The following is a 20,133-nucleotide window of genomic DNA, read 5'->3' as shown; positions in this document are numbered from 1 at the left end:
GCGGCCCCCTTGGTAATTGTGCCCTGGAGTGCTACCCTCCCGCCTCTTCTCGGGGTCGCCTGTTTGCGGACAGGAAAACCTCGAATCCGCGAGGGTAAAAAGGCTATACTCTGCGCCCGTTGGCTAATTTTAAGACGATTGGTAGTTCTTCCATGCTGAAATGGCTCGTTCGCCTGTTTATTGTCATGATGCTGGGTGCTGTGCTGGGCGTTGCCAGCCTCATCGGCATCTACTTCTACATCAAGCCCCAGTTGCCGGACGTCAGCGCCCTGCGCGATGTCAAACTGGCTACCCCCATGAAGGTCTACAGCCGGGACGGGGAATTGATCTCCCAGTTTGGCGAAATTCGTCGCATCCCCCTGCGGCTGGACGAAATTCCCCAGTCCATGATCGATGCCGTACTCGCCACCGAAGATGCCCGCTTCTATGAGCACCCGGGCATTGACCCCATCGGCATCATCCGTGCCGCCACCGTCTGGGCCGTCTCCGGCCAGGCGCGCCAGGGCGCCAGTACCATTACCCAGCAGGTGGCTCGCAACTTCTTCCTGAGCAACGAGAAGACCCTGGTACGCAAGATCAAGGAAGTGTTCCTCGCCTGGCGCATCGAGCAGAACCTCTCCAAGGACGAGATCCTCACCCTCTATCTCAACAAGATCCCCCTCGGCTACCGGGCATTCGGGGTCGGCGCGGCCGCCCAGGTCTACTTCGGCAAGGAGGTCAAGGATCTGACCCTGGACGAGATCGCCATCATCGCGGGTCTCCCCAAGGCCCCCTCCATGCTGAACCCAATCCGCTCCCCGGAGCGCGCCTTCGCCCGCCGCAACGTGGTGCTGGGTCGCATGCTGGAAACCGGCAAGATCACCCAGGCCCAGTATGACGAAGCCTCCAAGATGCCGGTCAAGGCCCGTTTTCACGGTGCAGAAACCACGCTGAACGCCCCTTATCTGAGCGAGATGGTACGCCAGAAGATGGTGGAGCAGTTTGGTGAAGATGCCTACACCATGGGGCTGCACGTCTACACCACCGTCACCGCCAAGCGTCAGCGCGCCGCCCATCAGGCGCTGCTGGACGGTGTCTTCGACTACGACACCCGCCACGGCTACCGTGGCCCGACCGCCTTGCTGTGGAAAGCCGGTGAAACGGCCTGGGACTACGAGCAGATCATGGCCCATCTGGCCAAGCAGCCGACCTATCAACCCCTGATGGCCGCCGTGGTCACCCAGCTCGGCGACAAGAGCGCCACCCTGGTGCTCAAGAATGGCAAACAGGCCGAACTGGGCTGGAATGGCATCAAGTGGGCGCGCGCCTTCATCACCGACGATCGCCAGGGTTTTGCCCCGAAATCGGCGCGGGATGTACTCAAAGTCGGCGCCCAGATCTGGGTCAGGGAGAAAGGGGAAGAGTTGCTGCTCTCCCAAATCCCCGACGTCAACGCCGCCCTGGTGGCCATGAACCCGCAAGACGGCGCCATCGAGGCCCTGGTCGGCGGCTTCAGCTTCGAGCTCTCCAAGTTCAACCGGGTCGATCAGGCCCGTCGTCAGGTCGGCTCCAACATCAAGCCTTTCCTCTATGCCACCGCGCTGGAGCAGGGCTATACCCTGGCGTCCCTCATCAACGATGCACCGATCAACCAGTGGGATCCCGCCAAGGGCCCCATGTGGCAGCCCAAGAACTCGCCCGCCATCTATGAAGGGCCGACCACCTTGCGCCTCGGCCTTGCCAAGTCCAAGAACGTGATGTCGGTCCGGCTGATGCGCGCCATCGGGCTGGATACCTATATCGACGGCCTGACCCGCTTCGGCTTCGCCCGTGATCACATTTCCGCCAATGAATCCCTGGCGCTGGGTGCGGCGGAGTTTACCCCGCTGGAAGTGGTGCGCGGCTACTCGGTGCTGGCCAATGGCGGCTTCCAGGTCACCCCCTACTTCATCACCGAAGTGACTGACAGCTTCGGCACCCCCCTGTTCGAGGCCAACCCGGCCGCCGCCTGTCGCGACTGCGGCGTGTTGGCCGCCGCCGGTCTCGACAGCGCGGATGCCTATGCCAATACCACGGCAGACTGGAAGGCCCAGTGCCCCATCGATCCTGTCGTGCCCAACAACATGGCACCGCAGACCATCAGTGCCCAGAGCGCCTTCCTCATCACCGACACCCTGACCACCGCCATCTGGGGTGGCAATGGCTGGCGTGGCACCGGCTGGCGGGCAGCCCGTGACCTCAAGCGTCACGACATCTCGGGCAAGACGGGGACCACCAACGAATCCCGGGATGCCTGGTTCTCCGGCTATACCCCGAATCTGGTGGCCACCTCATGGATCGGTTTTGACAACCACCAGCGCGGTCTGGGCCGGGCCGAGTTTGGCGGCGGTGCCGCCCAGCCCATCTGGATTGACTTCATGAAGACGGCTCTGCACCAGGTGCCCGAACGCAAGATGCTGGTCCCCGAAGGGATCATGCAGGTCCGCATCGATCGTGAAACCGGTCTGCTGACCAATCGCGCCGATGGCAGTACCACGGAGGAGTTCTTCAAAGAGGGCACAGAGCCCACCCGCTACGCGAGCCAGATCTCCGATGGCAACCAGGTGTATGGCGGTGACGATGCGACCACAGACGGTCCCGTCTCCACCGACGACATCTTCTAGGTCCCCCTGGAAACAACAAAACCGGCGCCCAGGCGCCGGTTTTTGTTTCGGGATGACGAGCGGGCTGCGTCAGCCCAGCAGGGCTTTCATCAGACTCGAGATGCGGGCCGCCAGCTCATTGAAGCAGGGGCGGCGAACCGAGTAGTGACGATATAGCAGGGAGATGGTGCGCCCCGGCACGGGGTTGATTACCGGGCGATAGCTGACGCCCCCCTCCTCCGGGTTGGCGGGCACGGCGAGCCTGGGCACCAGCGTCATGCCGCTGCCGGCGGCGACCATGTTGCGCAAGGTCTCCAGACTGGTGCCCTTGAAGCGCTGATCCTCACCGATGCCCGCGGCAAAACAGAAACCCATCGCCTGATCCCGCAGGCAGTGACCGTCGGCCAGCATCAGCAATTTCTTGCCCTTGAGATTGTGCAGGGGCACCGCCTTGGCGCTCGCCTCCGGGTGATGCTGGGGCACGGCCAGCCACATGGGCTCCTGATAGAGAGGGATGGCGCCAAACCCCTCCATCCCTTCCAGCTCCGCCAGCACGAGGCAATCCAGCTCCCCCTCCTCCAGCCGCTTGAGCAGCACCTGGGTCTGATCTTCGTAGAGGTAGAACTCCAGCTTGGGGAAGTGTTCACGCAGATCCTGGATGATGTGGGGCAGCAGATAGGGGCCCACGGTGGGAATGAAACCGATGTGGATCTCGCCGGACATGGGCTCGGCGAAATGCTGGCCTATGCTCTTGAGCTCTCGCGCCTCTTTGAGCACCTTGCGTGCCTGACGGGCCATGGCATCGCCGGCGGGCGTGAACAGCACCTTGCGGGAGGTGCGCTCGATGAGGATCACCCCCAGTTCATCTTCCAGCTTGCGCAACTGTCCACTCAGGGTCGGCTGGCTGACAAAGCAGCGCTCCGCCGCCTTGCGAAAGTGTTTCTCCTCTTCCAGCGCTACCAGATATTCGAGATCGCGAAGGTTCATAGGTACTGCATCCTGCCGTTCAATGAGGCCGATAGCATGCACAAGAACGGTGCGGGGGACAAGGGAGGCGCGCAGACGGGTCTGCCCTCTCCCTCTCCTTTGACAAGCCGCAGGCGATGGGTGAGAGACTCACCCCATCAGGGAAGCGATGTGATCCGCGAATGCCGATGGCTCTCCCAGATAGGAGGAGACAGGCAGCGCAACGACGCGCTCCCCTTGCATCAATCCCAGGGTCGGGAACCCCTGCCCGCCGAGCCGGCGCAGCCACGCCTGGCTTGTGGCCAGATGGCCCACAAGATCGACCCGTCCAAAGGCCAGGGCGAATGCCTCCGGTGTCAGCCCCTGCTCCCGCGCGAGCGCCGCCAGCCGTGTCGGGGAACCGACCCATTCCCCATCCCGGTAGTGGGTCTCCTGGATGCGGTGCAACAAGGCAAGGCCGTCGCCGCCAAGCTCGCTCACCGCCAGAACGGCGCGAATGGGCGGCTCGGAGTCGAGGAGCAGTGACTCGTTGAGCAGGAGCTCGTTGAAGTAGAGCTCACCAAAGCGCTGTCCGGTGAGGGCGTGGATGCGCTCGTCATGGGGACGCACATAGTCCCGCAGGGGCTGGCCCATGGCCTGGCGCCTGGCGCCCATCCAGAGGCCACCCCCATGCAGTTCGATGCGAAGGCCCGGGATCTCGGCAGCGGCTTTCAGCAGGGGGGCGGCGCCATAGCACCAGCCACAGAGGGGGTCATAGACATAATGGAGGGTTGTTTGCGCTTCGTTCATCATCATTCTCGCTTCAATGCTGGATAAAAAACCGGGCCCTCGGGCCCGGTAAAAAAACACAGGGATGTAGGCGTCAGGGAGTTACCACTTCATCTCGCCGGTATTGACCTTGGCACCGATGGCCAGGCCATCGTCGACCGGCAGGGAGGGGTAAGCCTTCTTCAGCGCTTCAATCAGCTGGCCGGAGTGCTTGGTCTTGGCCAGCGCTTGCTCAAAACGCTGCACGTAGTCACGGGTGAAGGTCACGGCTTCGGTACCCTTGGGCGCAGTCCCCAGGAAGTGACCCGACACCACACGTTCAGGTTTCAGCGCCAGCAGGTTGTTCAGCGCTTTGACCCAGTTGCTGCGAGCGGCCTTGGACTGGCTGTCCGCCATCCAGACGTGCACGCCGCTGTAGACCGGCACCCCCCCAAAGGCCGTCTTGATGGAAGGGGCCCAGAGGTAGGCATTCGGGGTGTTCATCTCTTTGATTTCAATCTTCTCGCCATCCAGCGTCAGGTGGCTGGCCGTCATCACTTGCGGCACGGTCAGGCTCTTGGGTGCATCCTTGCCCAGGATCGGGCCCCAGTAGCTCAGCTTGGCATCCTTGGTCTGCTTGATATGGTCGACCACATGCTGGTCGGCCAACACCTTGACATCCGGGAACGCCGCCATGACGGGTTCCAGACCGAAGTAGAAGTCGGGGTCACCGGCACTGATATAGACAGTGGTCAGCTTCTTGCCGCTCTTCTTGATCATGTCCACCAGCGCCTGACCATGTTGCACGTCGAACTGGGCATCGATCAGGATGGCCTCTTTGTCACCGGTTACCAGTGAGGAGGAGACGGGGAAGATCGCCTTCTCACCGGAGTTGTAGACGGTCACGGTCAGGGGGGCCGCCAGGGCGGAACCCGTCATCAGGAGGCTGGTCAGGGTCAGGGTACGCAGTGTGTTGTTCATCAGATAACGCTCATCGGTGTGGATTAATGGAATGAGCGCAGTTTATTGCATCACCATTGATACAAATACCGCATAATAGGCGCATCACTGTTGCACAAATCGAGCATATAGGGGCACAAGATGGATAGGCTGACCGCATTGCGGGTCTTCGTCTGTGTGGTGGAACAGGGCAGCCTGAGCGGCGCCGGGGAGAAACTGGAGATGTCCCGCGCCATGGTGTCGCGCTACCTGGCCGAGCTGGAACGCTGGATGGGGGCCAGATTGCTGCACCGCACCACCCGCCGGCTGAGCCTGACCGGGCCGGGAGAAGAGGCGCTGAACCGGGCCAGAGCCATGCTGGCCCTGGGGGAAGAGATGGAACACCTGGCCATCCGCCATGACGAGGCCCCCAAGGGGCAACTGCGCATCACCAGCAGCTACTCTCTCTCCGAAGCCCTGCTGGTCGGGGCGGCGAACGACTACCTAGCCCGTTACCCCGGCACGGCGATCGACATCCTGCTGCTGGACCGGACGGTCAATCTGGTGGAGGAGCGAATCGATCTCGCCCTGCGCATCACCAACGACCTCGATCCCAACCTGGTGGCCCGCAGGCTAGGCACCTGCCACTCGGTGGTGTGCGCCAGCCCCGCCTACCTAGCCCGCCATGCTCCGCCCCAGCAGGTTCAGGATCTGGCACTGCACAACTGCCTCACCTACACCTATTTCGGCAAGAGCCTGTGGGAGTTTCTAGGGCCCGATGGTCCCGAATCCGTCCCGGTAAGCGGCAACCTCAGCGCCAACATCTCCAACCTGCTGCTGGCCGCCACCCTGGACGGGGCGGGGATCAGCCTGCAACCCGCCTACTCGGTTCACCCCCATCTGGCAAGCGGCGCCCTGGTCCCCCTGCTCACCCCGTGGCAGCCCAAGCGCCTCGGCGTCTATGCCGTTTATGGCACCCGCAAACAGATGTCCCCCCTGCTGCGCAGCTTCCTCGACTTTCTCGTGGAGCGGATGGCGGACGATCCCCTGTGGCAGGAAGCCCCTCCCTCTCTCGGATCCCTGCGAGCCGCACAAAAAAGGGCCTAGCGGCCCCTCTTTGCTCCATCCTGTGCCCGGTCAGGCTTCGAAACCGAATGCCTTGACCGGGGTCTCTCCCTCCTCGGCCTCCTGATCCTCCAGATAGATGTCGTGATAGGCGGCATAGATGGAGTAGTTGATGGCAGGCAGCACCACCAGCAGGCCCACCAGCATCAGGAGTGCGCCAAAGAAGATCAGCACGGCCCCGAGCAGCCCCCACCAGAGGAAGGGCCACATGTTGCGCAGACATCCCTTGAAGCTGAGCCGGGCTGCCTGCCAGACCCCGACCTGATGGAAGAGGATAAGGGCGGGGGCGAAGGTGATGGCCATCAGCACGGGAACGAACAGTGCCAATCCCACCAGGGCACAGACGAGGAAGCCCTGTGCCTGCTCCGGGGTCAGCGCCAGGGAGCCCGGATCCGCGGACAACAGGCCGGTGAGTCCCCACTGGTGCAGCAGGAACACGCAGATCATCAGGATCCCCATGATGAGGCCGAGCACCATCAGGCCCCCCAGCATCAAGGGGGTCAACCGATGGCGGAAACCGGCAAAGAAGTCGCAAAATTGCAGCGCCTCGCCATGGTGACCCCGCCGCGCCACCGCCACCCAGCCAGCCCCCCACACCATGTAGAGCAACTGGGAGATCAAGCCCCCCGCCGGCAGCTGATCCAGCACGATGCCTACCACAAACCAGAGCACTATCATGGCCACGCTGGCACCCATCCCCTTGTTGAAGATGTCGAATCCGGTGCGGATCCAGATCCAGCCCTGTCCTATGCCATGGCGTTTGGGTTCGTGGCGCAGGGCCCTGTCACTGTTCATCATTGACCTCGTCGAAAAATAGGGGCGAAGCGGCGTCTCCTCAGGGCACGCTCACCGTGACCATGATGGTGCCGGTGTAGGGGCCGGTGCGTACTACCTGGCCCGGCAGCCGGGTCGGGTAGAGCCTCACCTTGTAGTCGGTGGCCTGGGTCGCCGCCGAGTAGGGTACCGCGATGGCGGTATCGAATGGAATAGGGGTCAGGGCCCCCTGCTCGACCATGCCCACCCCGACACCGGCCAGGCTGGTGGTGATGAAGCGGTTGTCGCTCGCGAGCACCCCCGAGAAGCTGTAGCGCAGCGGCCCCCTGCTCAGGCTGGCAACGTCGAAGGGAAGGCTGGCACCCGCAACCAGAGCATTCACCTCGCTGCAATGGCGTGTCCGTTGCGTCTTTCTGGGCCGCAGCCGACGAGTTTATCGCCCACGGTTGACGGACAGCACCGCCAGAATGTGGCATCATCTCCCCCCTCTTGCTTTCCCCCTGATCCGATGGAGCCATCATGCGCCGCCTCTTCTTTCTTCTCCTGCTGCTCGGCAGCCCTGCGCTTCACGCCGAACCGGGGTTTATCAGCCGCCTGCTCAACCACCCGGTGCCGGGGGGCGTGGCCGTGGTACCACTGGGAAGCGGGGCCAAGGCGCCCGCAGTGCGCTATCAGGACAAGCCTGTGCTGGTGGTACAGGAAGACGGGAAGACGTGGATCGCCATCGTCGGCATCCCGCTCAAGAGCGCGCCCGGCCCCCATCAGGTGACCACCAGTGATGGCCGCACCTTGAGTTTCACGGTCGGTACCAAGCACTACCGTGAGCAGCACATCAAGCTCAAGAACAGCCGCCAGGTCAATCCGCTGGCCGAAGACATGACCCGCATCAACCGGGAGCTTGCCGAACAGACCCGCGCCTACCAGACCTTCAGCCCGGCTCAGCCGAGCAACCTGCTGTTTGACAAGCCGGTCCAGGGCCCGCTCTCCAGCCCCTTCGGGCTGCGCCGCTTCTTCAACGGCGAGGAGCGCAACCCCCACTCCGGCCTCGACTTCGCGGTCGGAGCCGGCACTCCCATCAAGGCACCAGCCGCTGGCAAGGTCATCCTCATCGGCAACTACTTCTTCAACGGCAATACGGTGTTCGTCGACCACGGCCAGGGCCTCATCAGCATGTTCTGTCACATGTCGAAGGTGGACGTGAAGCTGGGCCAGAGCCTGCCCCGCGGCGGCATCGTCGGCCGGGTCGGCGCCACCGGTCGCGCCACCGGCCCCCACATGCACTGGAACGTCAGCCTCAACGACGCCCGCGTCGACCCCGCCATCTTTATCGGCGCCTTCAAGCCCTGAGGCCGGCGACCTGCTGCCCACAGGCAGGGGCACTCAAAATGAAAAAGGCAGCCGAGGCTACCTTTTTCATGGACGCATGACCACATCTCAGGCAGCGCTGTACTGGCGCCCCTCCCTGCTCATCGCCCGCCACATCACCAGGACCAGCAGAGTGCTGCAAGTGGGCAGCGCCAGCCAGACACCGGCCACTCCCCACAGGGAGGAGAAGCCCCACAGGAAACCGCCGATCAGCACCAGCTTGCCGCCGGTGAGCAGGGAAGCGATGCGGGCCCGGTTGATGGCCTGGAAATAGGTGGCCCCCACCAGCAGCAAGCCTTCCATGGGCAGCCCCCAGAAGTAGAGCCAGATACCGAGGGTCGCCACCGGCAACAGGGCAGCATTGTCCCCCGCAAACAGATAAACCACTGCCTCCGGCCACAGATACAGCGGGATCATCCCGCACAGTGCCACCGCCATGGTCACTCCCAATGCCAGGTTGCGCACCCGCAGCACTCGCGACCAGTTGCCCGCCCCGGCATTGAAGCTGGCGATAGGCTGGATGCCCATGGCGATCCCCTCGAAGATGAGATAGAAGAAGGCCTCGCTGTAGCTGATGACCCCATAGGCGGCCACGTGCAGCGAAGTGCCCACCGAGAGCAGCGCCTTGTTGTGCAGCGCCAGCACCACCGAGAGGTAGAGGTACATCAGAAAACTCGACACCCCGAGTCGCAATGTCTCCCCCATCAGCCGCCAGTCGGGCACCAGGGTATCCCAGCGAATGCGCAACTGGCTGCGGGGGGTGAAGAAGTGCCACAGGCACAGGCCCCCGGTGACCGCCTGGGAGAGCATGGTCGCGATGGCGGCCCCCGCCAGCCCCCAGGGGATCACCGCCATCAGCAGGTAGTCGAGCAGCACGTTGAGCACGCCGCCCCCCACCAGGATCCAGGTGGTGAGGCCGGGTCGCCCGTCGTTGCGCAGCAGGGCGGTAAAGGCCATGGAGAGCACCGCGAACACCCCGAGCCAGGCGTACCACTGCAGATAGGCGAAGCCTGCGTCGAAGATGACCCCCTGCGCCCCCATCCAGACAAGCATGGCCTTGCCGTAACGAATGCCAATGAAGGCGAGCAGCGCGGAGGCGATGAGCACCATCACCAGGGCATTGCCGACGATGTGGCGCGCCCTGGCCTGCTCCCCCTTGCCCAGATAGAAGGAGGCCAGCGACGAGGATCCCATGCCGATCAGGGCACCCACCGCGTAGAGCACGGCGCAGATGGGGTACGCCAGCATCATGCCGGCCAGCCCGTCCTGGCCCAGGATATGGCCGACGAAGATGCCGTCTATGGTGACATAGATGCCGGTGACCAGCATGGCGGCCACCGTGGGGGTGACGTAACGCAAGAAGAGGCGGGAAAGGGGGGCCGTGCCCAGATCGACGGAGGACATAAATTGCTCAATGAAGGGGAACGGCCAGAATAATAGCCAAACAAGACCCGGATCACCCGTTATTTGTGCCGTGGATCATTCATCTTGAGGGCTTTACCCGCCCCGGCCCCTGCTTTAGGCTAGGGCGACTTCTCCTGAACGGAAACGTGCGCCATGTTGCAACGCCTGCTCTGTCTGATGCTCTGTCTCAGCCTGTTCCCCTTCTCCGCTGTCCAGGCTGATGATGCCATCACTCAGGTAGAGGAGCTGCTGCAAAGCATCCCCAAGACGGATACCCCGGAAAACCAGCAACTGCGGGAGAGCTACCAGCAGGCGCTGCAATATGCCCGGGATGCCCAGCGCTACCGGGAACAGGGCAAGGCCTACCAGCAGATCCTCATCGACTACCCCAAGGAGTCCGCCCGTCTCAAGGAGGGGCTGCACAACTATCAGCCCCAGTCCCGCCCGTCCCTCTCCTCCCTCAAGGAGGATGCCCTGCGCCAGGCCATCAGCCTGAGCAGCAACCGCCAGCTCAACCTGCGCAAGGAGCGTCAGGCGGTGACCGACAGCCTCAACCAGCTTGAGAGCACGGGCCAGGAATATCACCTGCGGGTCGACGAGTTGCGCAAGCAGTTGCTCCAGACCCGCTCCCTGCTCGATCGCCTGAGCTTCAGCAACGAGTCGGACAGATTGCAGGAGGCCCAGCAACTGGCCACCCGACTCAAGGAACAGAGCCTCTCCGACCGGATCCAGATGCTGGAGCTGGAGCAGCTCTCCGCGCAGCAGCGCAACGATCTGGGCAAGCTCAAGCTGCAGGAGCTCAACCTCGCCATCACCGACGAGGATGAGTGGCAGACCAGTCTGCTTGCCCAGCAGAACCAGCTGCGCCGGGACAAGACCGAGCAGGCCCTGGCCGAGAGCGAACGCCTGCGCCGCCAGCTCACCTCTGACCTCCCCCTCTTGCAGGAGCAACAGCAGCAAAACCAGGCCCTCTCCCTGCAACTGGGGGCCCTCGAGGACCAGATTGAACGGGTGCAGGACGAGCAACGGGGGGTGGACACCTCCCTCTCCGGGCTCAACGAGCTGGTCAATTCGGTGCGCGAACAGCTGGAGTGGTTGCAGATAAGCAACGCCTACGGCGAGAACCTGCGCAGCAAGCTGGCCGATCTGCCCGCCTACTTCCCGCTGGAGCGGCTGGAGTCAGCCATCGTCAAGGCGCGCATGGCCAAATACCAGTACGAGACCGAGCAGGATGCCCTGAAGGATCCGGTGCAACTGCGCAACAGCCTGCTCAGTGGAGACGGCATCACCCTGGACAGGGCCCAGCGCGCCGTGCTGGACAACCTGCTCAAGGCGAGGCGGCAACTGCTGACCCGGCTCAACGATGCCTCCGACACCCTCATTCAGGAGCAGACCCGCCTCAAGCTGCTCTACAGCCGCCAGAACAGCAAGATCGACGAGATCCGCGAACTCAGCGCCAGCCATCTGTTCTGGATGCCGGACGTGCGCCCCCTGAGCCCGGCGGTGCTGCTCGGCGTCCCGGCCGCCCTCGGCCTTGCCTTCAACCCGGCCAACTGGCTGCAACTGCCCAGGGCCATCGCCGAGAACACCCCCCTGAGCCTGACCCTGGCTGGCCTCGGGCTGCTGGGGCTGGCCTGGTGCTGGCTGAAACTGGCCCGCCACCTCATTCAATACAGCCACTACATTGCCCCGCGCATCGGCAAGGTAACCCAGGACAAGTTCAGCCTCACCAGCCGGTTGCTGGTGCGCTCCGTGCTCGCCGCCCTGCCGCTGCCCGCCATGGTGCTCATGGTGCACGGCCTGCTGGACGGCGCCTGGCAATATCCCTTCGCGGTGGCGGTGGCCCGGGGCCTGGGTGAAATCTGGTTCCTGCTGCTGGCCCTGCTGGTGGCGCGCCATCTCACTCTGGAGAAGGGGATCCTCATCCTCCACTTCCGCTGGCAGAAGGAGCGGGTGCAGCGAGTGTGGGGACAGTTTCGTACCCTGCTGCTGGTGCTGATCCCGAGCTTCTTCGTGCAGGGCATGGCGAGCAGCTATCAGGAGCACGCCTTCTACGACTCCCTGGGACGCCTCGCCTTCATCATCGGGGCCCTCTGGCTGCTGCTCTTCTTTGCCCGCCTCAACCGGGAAAAACTGCCCCTCACCTGGGGTCAGGCAGACATGACCAAGCCCCATCTGCTGCACCACTTCATCTGGAACAGCCTGATGCTGGCCCCGCTGCTGGCGGTGCTGGGCGCCCTGTTCGGCTACTTCTACACCTCCCGCACCCTGCTGCGCCAGCTGGAGCTGAGCCTGCTGGCGGGGCTCGGCTGCCTGCTCGTCTACTATCTGGCCCACCGCTGGATGCTGATCCAGCGCCGCCGACTCGCCTTCGATCGCGCCAAGCAGAAGCGGGCCGAGATCCTGGCGCAGCGGGAGCGGGAAGAGGACGATCTCAGCTCCGAGATCCCCGATGTGGTGGAGGAGCCCGAGCTGGATCTGGATACCATCAGCGCTCAGTCCCTCGGCCTGGTGCGCACCCTGCTGATGCTGGGCTTCACCATGCTGGTGGTGGTGCAATGGTCGGATCTCAACTCGGCATTCAGCTTCCTCAGCAGCATCGAGGTGTGGCAGGTGAGCAGCAAGGTGGCCGGCATCGAGCAGCTCTCCGCCATCACCCTGCAGGATCTGATGCTGACCGTCTTCGCCTTCATCCTGACGGTGGTCACCGCCCGCAACCTGCCAGGGTTGATGGAGCTCACCCTGCTCCAGCATCTGAGCCTCTCCCCAGGCACCGGCTTCGCCCTCACCACGGTGAGCAAGTACCTGGTACTGCTGATTGGCGCCCTCACCGGCTTCTCCATGCTCGGCATCGACTGGTCCAAAACCCAGTGGCTGGTGGCAGCACTCTCCGTGGGGCTGGGCTTCGGGTTGCAGGAGATCTTCGCCAACTTCGTCTCCGGCCTCATCATCCTGTTCGAAAAACCAATCCGCCTGGGTGACACCGTCACCATCCGGGATCTCACCGGCACCGTCACCAAGATCAAGACCCGCGCCACCACCATAGTGGACTGGGACAGGAAGGAGATCATCGTCCCCAACAAGGCCTTCATCACCGAGCAGTTCATCAACTGGTCCCTGTCCGATGCCATCACCCGGGTCCGCTTGCGCATTCGCATTGGCCTGACCCAGAATCCCAAGCAGGTACAGCAACTGCTGGAGCAGAGCGTGCGCGAGTCCACCCTGGTGCTGGATACGCCCGCCCCGGAGGTGTTCCTCATCGAGTTCACCGACTCGGCCCTCATCTACGAGATCCGGCTCTACGTCAACAACATGGATCACCGGATGCCCATTACACACGAGGTACATTCCCTGATCCTGGAGAAACTCGGCCAGGTCGGCATGCATCTGCCACATCAGCAGATCGACATCCGGATGAGCCGGGGATGAAGCCGCCAAAGACGACAACAGGAGCCATCATGCAGATCATTGCCCATCGCGGTGCCAGCGGCCTGGCCCCGGAGAATACCCTCAAGGCGATGAGCCTGGCGCTGGATCTGGGTGCCAAAGCCATCGAACTGGACGTGCAGTGGGCCGACGGAGAGCTCTGGGTCTTCCACGACCGGCGGCTGGAGCGCTGCACCAACGGCCAGGGTGTGCTGACCGGGCAATCCCGGGAGTACCTGGCGAGCCTGGATGCGGGGGACGGGGAGCGGATCCCGACCCTGTGGCAGGTGATGGCACTGGTGGCGGGGCGCTGCGAACTGCACATCGAGCTCAAGGGCGCCCACACCGCCGAGCCGGTGGCCGCCCTGACCAGGCGGGCCGAGGCCGAGCTTGGCTTTACCCAGGCGCACTGGATCGTTTCCTCCTTTCATCATCCCGAGCTGTTACGCTTCAAGGGACTGCGACCGGAAATCAGGATCGGCGCCCTCACGGCCAGCCTGCCTCTCGACGGCGCCGCCTTCGCCGAGACGCTGGGGGCCTGGTCACTGAACTGCGACGTGGATTTCGTCGACGAGACCCTGGTGGCGGATGCCCATCGCCGGGGGCTCAAGATCCTGGTCTATACAGTCGACGAAGTGAGTGATGGGAGCGCCCTCGCCAGCATGGGTGTCGATGGCATCTTCACCAACCGGCCAGATCGATTCAGCTGAGTATCGGCGCGGCCTGGCAGGCCACAAGGAGGTGAAAAGAATTGAAAAAATGCGGTGCACCGGGATACATAAAGTCCATAGCCAGCCGATACAGAGTTGGCTCATAACAATAACAAACACCATGGATCTCTGACTGACGCTCACAAGGATGTAAACATGAACCTATCCATCAAGAACAAGCTGGTCCTCTCCATCGGGGCCATCATTCTGGTCATCACCGGCCTGCAGGTCTGGTACAACACCTCCCAGTTGCGCAGTGAAACCCAGCGGCTGATCTGGAGCTTCATCGACGACAGCTCGGTCGCCAACGTCAAGGGGATCTCCCGCTGGCTCGACGCCCGCATCAATCTCGTCACCGCCACCAAGGAAGCCTTCGCCAAGGAAGACGAGCCCCTCAGCCACCTGGCCCAGTCCATGAATGCGGGCAACTTCGATCTCGTCTACGTGGGCACCAAGGATGGCCGGATGATCCAGAGCAAGCCGACCGATCTGCCGGCCGGCTATGATCCGCGCCAGCGCCCCTGGTACAAGGACGCCATGGCCGCCGGCAAGCTCGCCATCACGGCTCCCTATGCCGACATCACCACCGGCCAGCTCATCATCACCATCGCCGAGCCCTTCAGTCGTGGCAACACCGACGGCGTCATCGCCGGTGACGTCTCCATCGACGGTCTGGTGAAAGACGTACTCGCCATGAACTCGGAAGGCACCTATGCCATTCTGGTGGACAGCAACGGCACCATCATCGCCCACCCGGACAAGGATCTGACCCTCAAACCCGCCACCGCCATCTCCCCGGAGCTGACGGCAGCCAAGGTCAACGAGCTGGCCCATGACAACACCATCTCCGAGATGGATATCAGCGGCAAGGCAAGCGTATTCGACCTCACCGAGATCCCCAACACCAACTGGTATTTCGGCATCGTGGTGGACGAAGCGGTCGCCTACCAGTCCGTCTCCCGCATGGTCACCTCCGCCCTCCTCCAGGGATTGCTGACCATCCTCATCGTGGCAGGCTTCTCCTATGTCGCCATCAACGGCTCCCTGGCACCGCTGAAAACCCTGGGCGAGGCAATTGCCGATCTCTCCCGCGGCAACGGCGATCTCACCCGTCGCATCAAGATCGAGCGTGAAGACGAGGTCGGTACCGTCGCCAAGCACGTCAACACCTTCATCGAGCGCATCCACGTCATGGTGCAGGACATCTCCAACTCCTCCACCCAGCTCAACCAGCAGGCCAGGTCTTCCCACGACATGGCGGAGAAATCCAACCAGGGGCTGGCCCGCCAGCAAAACGAGATCTCCCAGATTGCGACCGCAGTGCACGAGATGTCCGCCACCGCCGTCGAAGTGGCCAGCAACGCCGAGCAGACCGCGGAAGCGGCCCGCAGCTCCTCCAGCAGTTGCGAGCACGGCAAGCAGGTGATTGCCCGCAACCAGCGCTCCATCACGGATCTCGCCACCCAGGTCAAGCAGGCCTCCGGCATCATTCAGGAACTGGAGAAGAACGCCCAGGAGATCAACACCATCCTCTCCACCATCCAGGGCATCGCCGAGCAGACCAACCTGTTGGCGCTCAACGCCGCCATCGAGGCCGCCCGGGCTGGCGAGCAGGGACGCGGCTTTGCCGTGGTGGCCGACGAGGTGCGGGTGCTTTCCCAGCGCACCCACAGCTCCACCGTCGAGATCCGCAGCATGATCGAGACCCTGCAGCGCAACACCCAGGGCGCCGTCAGTACCATGCACGAGGGCCAGCTGCTGGCCCAGAACAGCGTGGAAGATGCCAACGATGCGACCCAGGCGCTGGAGCAGATCACCACCTCCATCAACCAGATCTCCGACATGGCGACCCAGATCTCCAGCGCCGCAGAGGAACAGCGTGCCGTCACCGACGAGGTGAGCCGCAACATTCAGGCGGTCAAGGATGTCTCGGACGAGCTGGCAGTGGATGCGGACAGCTCCCGCAATCTGTCGGCCCAGCTTAAAAATATTTCAGGTGAATTGAATAATCAGGTCGGCATGTTCCGCATCTGATCGACCATGGGAAGAAAGGGGCCGTTCAGGCCCCTTTTTTTATAAACCCTTTTTGTTTCAACGGTTATAATCCCCTTTCGAGACCCTCAACCCTGTGATCGACATCTCCTTTTGCCCATGTGTGGGAGACGGGCCCAGTCTGTCATGGCTATATTCGCATTACTTTTTTGATGCCTAACCTCGATATGTCATCGTGATAATAGTTATCATTAAACTGTTTTGATAAAAAACTTAAAAACTTTATGGGCAATACCCAAAAAGAGAGGCATTTCTCATTTTTTTGAAAGAAAACTACGTATAATCTTGGAGTTAAAATCACCAGAGTAACGAGTACGGCTGATCCAGATCACTGATGGATGGCGATAATGACGGCATTTTCATCCAAGGAATGGGGTGGTTGTAATAAAAATCACCGTTGCCAAGCACTAAAACAAAGCAGTTTGACTTGCATCAAGCCTGAATTTTTTTCATAGAGCAAAATCGTGCCCAGCAAATCTATCCCTAAGGAGGCAGATGTGGATATTATCAAGACCGATGTTGCCATCATCGGTGCCGGTGGCGGTGGCCTGCGTGCCGCAATCGCCATTGCAGAAGCCCACCCGGAGCTGGAAATCGCCCTGATTTCCAAGGTCTATCCGATGCGCAGCCACACCGTGGCCGCCGAAGGTGGCGCCGCAGGCGTCGTCCGTGATGACGATTCCCTGGAAAACCACTTCAACGACACCGTCTCCGGTGGTGACTGGCTGTGTGAGCAGGACGTAGTCGAGTACTTCGTCAACAACGCCACCAACGAGATGATCCAGCTGGAGCACTGGGGTTGCCCCTGGAGCCGCAAACCGGACGGCAAGGCCAACGTGCGCCGTTTCGGCGGGATGAAGATCCCCCGCACCTGGTTCGCCGCCGACAAGTCCGGCTTCCACATCCTGCACACCCTGTTCCAAACCTCCATCAAGTACCCGACCATCAAGCGCTTCGACGAGCACTTCTGTCTGGATCTCATCGTGGAAGATGGCCGCGTCCAGGGTGTCGTCACCTTTGACATCCAGAACGGCATCACCCGCTTCATCCAGGCCAAGTCCGTGGTGCTGGCCACCGGCGGCGCAGGTCGTGTCTATCGCTACAACACCAACGGCGGCATCGTCACCGGTGACGGCATGGCCCTGGCCTACCGCCACGGCGTACCGCTGCGGGACATGGAGTTCGTCCAGTATCACCCGACCGGTCTGCCGGGCACCGGCATCCTGATGACCGAAGGTTGTCGTGGTGAGGGTGGCATCCTGCTCAACAAGGATGGCTATCGCTACCTGCAAGATTACGGTCTGGGCCCGGAAACTCCGGTCGGCCAGCCAAAGAACAAGCACATGGAGCTGGGTCCGCGCGACCGTCTCTCCCAGGCCTTCTGGCAGGAGCAGCAAAAAGGCCGCGTGATCCAGGGCCCCATGGGCGACGTGGTTCACCTCGACCTGCGCCACCTTGGCGAGAAGTACCTGAAAGAGCGTCTGCCCTTCATCTGCGAACTGGCCAAGGCCTATGTGGGTGTGGATCCGGTAAAAGAGCCGATTCCGGTACGTCCGACCGCCCACTACACCATGGGTGGCATCGAAACCGACGGCAAGTGCGCCACTCGTCTGGCCGGTCTCTATGCCGCTGGCGAATGTGCCTCCGTCGGTCTGCACGGCGCCAACCGTCTGGGTTCCAACTCCCTGTCCGAGATCGTGGTCTTCGGCAAGGTGGCCGGTGAGCAGGCAGCCGAGTTTGCCGCCACCCAGCAACACGGCAACACCCAGGCGCTGGTCGCCAAGGCCGAGGCGCTCATCAAGCAGCACCTCTCCCTGCTGGACATCGACGGCACCGAAAACCCGGCGGATATCCGCAACGAACTGGGCATGTCCATGGAAGCCGGTGTCGGTATCTACCGTACCGAAGAGCTGATGCAGGGCACCATCGACAAGATCAACGAGCTGAAAGCCCGTTACAAGAAGATCAAGATCAACGACAAGTCCTCGGTCTTCAACACCGACCTGCTGTACGCCATCGAGCTGGGCTACATGCTGGACGTGGCGGAAGCCATGGCGCACTCCGCCATCAACCGCAAAGAGTCCCGCGGTTCCCACCAGCGTCTGGACGGTTACGAGGAGCGCGATGACGTCAACTTCCTCAAGCACACTCTCTCCTTCTACAACGGCGAAGGGGCCCCGACCATCGACTATTCCGATGTGAAGATCACTAAATCCCAACCGGCCAAGCGCGTGTACGGTTCCGAGGGTGAGAAACAAGACGAGGCTAAGAAGAATGGCTGAGATGATCGAAATTGAAATCCTGCGCTACCGTCCCGAGCAGGATAACGAGCCCTGGATGCAGACCTTCCAGGTGCCCTACCTCAAAGAGATGTCCCTGCTGGATGCGCTGCAATACATCAAGGATCATCTGGACTCCACCTTGAGCTTCCGCTGGTCCTGCCGGATGGCGATCTGCGGCTCCTGCGGCATGATGGTCAACGGCATTCCGAAACTCGGTTGCAAGACCTTCCTGCGGGATTACCTGCCGGGCAAGATGACTATCGAACCGCTCAACAACTTCCCCATCGAGCGCGATCTGGTGGTCGACATGTCCGACTTCATCGAGAAGCTGGAGAGCATCAAGCCCTACATCATCCCGTCCGAGCCGCGCAACCTGTGCGATGGCGAGTACACCCAGACCCCAGCTGACATGGCGAAGTATCACCAGTTCTCCATGTGCATCAACTGCGGTCTGTGCTACGCGGCCTGCCCGCAATATGGCATCAACAAGAAGTTCACCGGTCCGGCGGCCCTGGCACTGGCCTATCGCTACAACGCCGACAACCGCGACAGCGCGTCCAGGGAGCGGATGAAGATCATCAGCCAGGACGAGGGCGTCTGGGGCTGTACCTTCGTGGGCTACTGCTCCGAAGTGTGCCCGAAAGGCGTGGATCCGGCCGCCGCCATCCAGCTTGGCAAGGTCGAGAGCGCCAAGGACTACATGATCGCCATGTTCAAGCCGGATTGAGACCAGGAGTGAGACCATGAACAACACTGAGAGCAAACGTAAGCCTTACGTGCGCGAGATGAAAAAAGACTGGTGGCTGAAGAATGCCTTCTACACCGGTTACATGATCCGCGAAGGCACCAGCATCTTCGTCTCCATCTACGCCGTCGTGCTGATGTGGGGTCTGCTGCGGCTGGTACAGGGTCAGGAGGCATTCAATGGCTGGCTGGAATCCCTGCAGAGCCCCATTGCCATCCTGTTCCACGTCATCGCCCTGGCAGCCTGCCTGTTCCACGCCAAGACCTGGTTCGCCCTGGCCCCGAAAGCCATGCGCATCTTCCGTGGCGAAGACCTGGTGCCGGAGAAGCCGATCGTCATCGCCCAGTATGTGGCGCTGGCGGCGGTATCCCTGCTTGTCCTGATCATCGTGGCCTGAGGGGAAAACAATGAGACGTTCTGACGAACCCGGTTATTGGTGTCTGTTTGGTACCGGGCTCTCACTCAGAAACGTTGGCCACGATCACTCAATCATGATTTGAGGAAAAAATATGAGACGTTCTGACGAGCCAATTTACTGGGGTCTGTTTGGTGCGGGTGGCATGGTGGTTGCCATGCTGCTGCCGGTCATTGTCCTCATCACAGGTCTGCTGGTGCCCATGGGCATCATGGACGTGGAGACCATGAGCTACGAGCGCGTGCTGGCATTCGCCAGCTCCTGGTGGGGTGCCTGCATCCTGCTGGTGATCATCGCCCTGCCCGTCTGGCACGGCATGCACCGCATCTACCACGGCCTGCATGATCTGGGGATCCACACCACCAAGCTGCACCACTATGTGTTCTATGGCTTCGCCTTCCTGGTGTCCGCCATCACCGTCGGTCTGCTGATGGTGCTGGTGCTCCAGTAAGCACATCCTGACTGCATAACAAACCGGGCCCAGTGCCTAATGCCGATCAGTTAAGGATCCATTGACCGATCCTCAGGCTGTGTAAGAATCCGAAACTCCTTGTTGGGTTTC

General features: G+C 62.0%; 16 protein-coding genes. 10 read left to right on the top strand and 6 right to left on the bottom strand.

Features of this window, described 5'->3' with window-relative positions:
- The first annotated feature begins 152 nt into the window (after positions 1-152).
- Positions 153-2,642, top strand: coding sequence for a penicillin-binding protein 1A (locus PG896_RS08760; RefSeq protein ID WP_270835616.1), 2,490 nt, complete (start codon positions 153-155; stop codon positions 2,640-2,642).
- Positions 2,643-2,711: 69 nt separating this feature from the next.
- Here the strand turns inward: PG896_RS08760 and oxyR are convergent, their stop codons facing one another.
- From oxyR to PG896_RS08745, 3 genes are all read right to left on the bottom strand, one after another.
- Positions 2,712-3,608 carry a DNA-binding transcriptional regulator OxyR gene (gene oxyR, locus PG896_RS08755; RefSeq protein WP_010673817.1) on the bottom strand — a complete coding sequence of 299 codons (897 nt, stop codon included), beginning with the start codon at positions 3,606-3,608 and terminating at the stop codon, positions 2,712-2,714.
- A gap of 129 nt (positions 3,609-3,737) precedes the next feature.
- Positions 3,738-4,382 (bottom strand): DsbA family protein, encoded by a 645-nt coding sequence (locus tag PG896_RS08750; protein ID WP_270835615.1) that lies wholly within the window; start codon positions 4,380-4,382, stop codon positions 3,738-3,740.
- Positions 4,383-4,457: 75 nt separating this feature from the next.
- Entirely contained in the window at positions 4,458-5,315 is an 858-nt protein-coding gene (locus tag PG896_RS08745) for a Vmh family MBL fold metallo-hydrolase (RefSeq protein ID WP_270835614.1), read from the bottom strand.
- A 120-nt stretch (positions 5,316-5,435) separates the two neighbouring features.
- On the opposite strand from PG896_RS08745, the gene PG896_RS08740 reads away from it, so the two are divergent.
- A complete protein-coding gene (locus PG896_RS08740) occupies positions 5,436-6,380 on the top strand; it encodes a LysR family transcriptional regulator (protein WP_270835613.1) in 945 nt (314 codons plus the stop codon).
- Between the two features lie 30 nt (positions 6,381-6,410).
- On the opposite strand, the gene PG896_RS08735 is transcribed toward PG896_RS08740, so the two are convergent.
- Together PG896_RS08735 and PG896_RS08730 are read right to left on the bottom strand one after the other, a co-directional pair.
- Positions 6,411-7,193: a BPSS1780 family membrane protein gene (locus PG896_RS08735; RefSeq protein ID WP_270835612.1), complete on the bottom strand. Its 783-nt coding sequence runs from the start codon at positions 7,191-7,193 to the stop codon at positions 6,411-6,413.
- A 40-nt stretch (positions 7,194-7,233) separates the two neighbouring features.
- Positions 7,234-7,554, bottom strand: a complete 321-nt coding sequence (locus PG896_RS08730; RefSeq protein ID WP_270835610.1) for a hypothetical protein — start codon at positions 7,552-7,554, stop codon at positions 7,234-7,236.
- 137 nt (positions 7,555-7,691) lie between these two features.
- On the opposite strand from PG896_RS08730, the gene PG896_RS08725 reads away from it, so the two are divergent.
- Entirely contained in the window at positions 7,692-8,519 is an 828-nt protein-coding gene (locus tag PG896_RS08725) for a M23 family metallopeptidase (RefSeq protein ID WP_039039573.1), read from the top strand.
- An 87-nt stretch (positions 8,520-8,606) separates the two neighbouring features.
- Here the strand turns inward: PG896_RS08725 and PG896_RS08720 are convergent, their stop codons facing one another.
- Positions 8,607-9,941: an MATE family efflux transporter gene (locus PG896_RS08720; RefSeq protein WP_223919427.1), complete on the bottom strand. Its 1,335-nt coding sequence runs from the start codon at positions 9,939-9,941 to the stop codon at positions 8,607-8,609.
- A 153-nt stretch (positions 9,942-10,094) separates the two neighbouring features.
- Here PG896_RS08720 and mscM point away from each other — a divergent pair, with 153 nt between their 5' ends.
- The 7 genes from mscM (at position 10,095) to frdD (ending at position 20,022) form a co-directional block, all read left to right on the top strand.
- Positions 10,095-13,370 (top strand): miniconductance mechanosensitive channel MscM, encoded by a 3,276-nt coding sequence (mscM, locus tag PG896_RS08715; protein ID WP_270835609.1) that lies wholly within the window; start codon positions 10,095-10,097, stop codon positions 13,368-13,370.
- Positions 13,371-13,399: 29 nt separating this feature from the next.
- Positions 13,400-14,077 carry a glycerophosphodiester phosphodiesterase gene (locus tag PG896_RS08710; RefSeq protein ID WP_043156366.1) on the top strand — a complete coding sequence of 226 codons (678 nt, stop codon included), beginning with the start codon at positions 13,400-13,402 and terminating at the stop codon, positions 14,075-14,077.
- 156 nt (positions 14,078-14,233) lie between these two features.
- Positions 14,234-16,111, top strand: coding sequence for a methyl-accepting chemotaxis protein (locus PG896_RS08705; protein WP_043156361.1), 1,878 nt, complete (start codon positions 14,234-14,236; stop codon positions 16,109-16,111).
- Positions 16,112-16,626: 515 nt separating this feature from the next.
- Positions 16,627-18,411: a fumarate reductase (quinol) flavoprotein subunit gene (gene frdA / locus PG896_RS08700; RefSeq protein ID WP_010673806.1), complete on the top strand. Its 1,785-nt coding sequence runs from the start codon at positions 16,627-16,629 to the stop codon at positions 18,409-18,411.
- Entirely contained in the window at positions 18,404-19,138 is a 735-nt protein-coding gene (locus PG896_RS08695; RefSeq protein WP_010673805.1) for a succinate dehydrogenase/fumarate reductase iron-sulfur subunit, read from the top strand. The genes frdA and PG896_RS08695 overlap by 8 nt, the downstream gene beginning before the upstream one ends.
- A 16-nt stretch (positions 19,139-19,154) precedes the next feature.
- On the top strand, positions 19,155-19,553 hold the full coding sequence (locus PG896_RS08690; RefSeq protein ID WP_010673804.1) for a hypothetical protein: 399 nt from the start codon (positions 19,155-19,157) through the stop codon (positions 19,551-19,553).
- Positions 19,554-19,665: 112 nt separating this feature from the next.
- Complete coding sequence (gene frdD, locus PG896_RS08685; protein WP_010673803.1) at positions 19,666-20,022, top strand: fumarate reductase subunit FrdD; 357 nt, start codon at positions 19,666-19,668, stop codon at positions 20,020-20,022.
- The last annotated feature ends 111 nt before the right edge of the window (positions 20,023-20,133 follow it).

The organism is Aeromonas sp. QDB30, assembly GCF_027707645.1.
Lineage (GTDB): Bacteria > Pseudomonadota > Gammaproteobacteria > Enterobacterales > Aeromonadaceae > Aeromonas > Aeromonas caviae.
The sequence above is the reverse complement of the archived record's forward strand: the minus strand, read 5'-3'. Positions and strand labels throughout refer to the sequence as shown.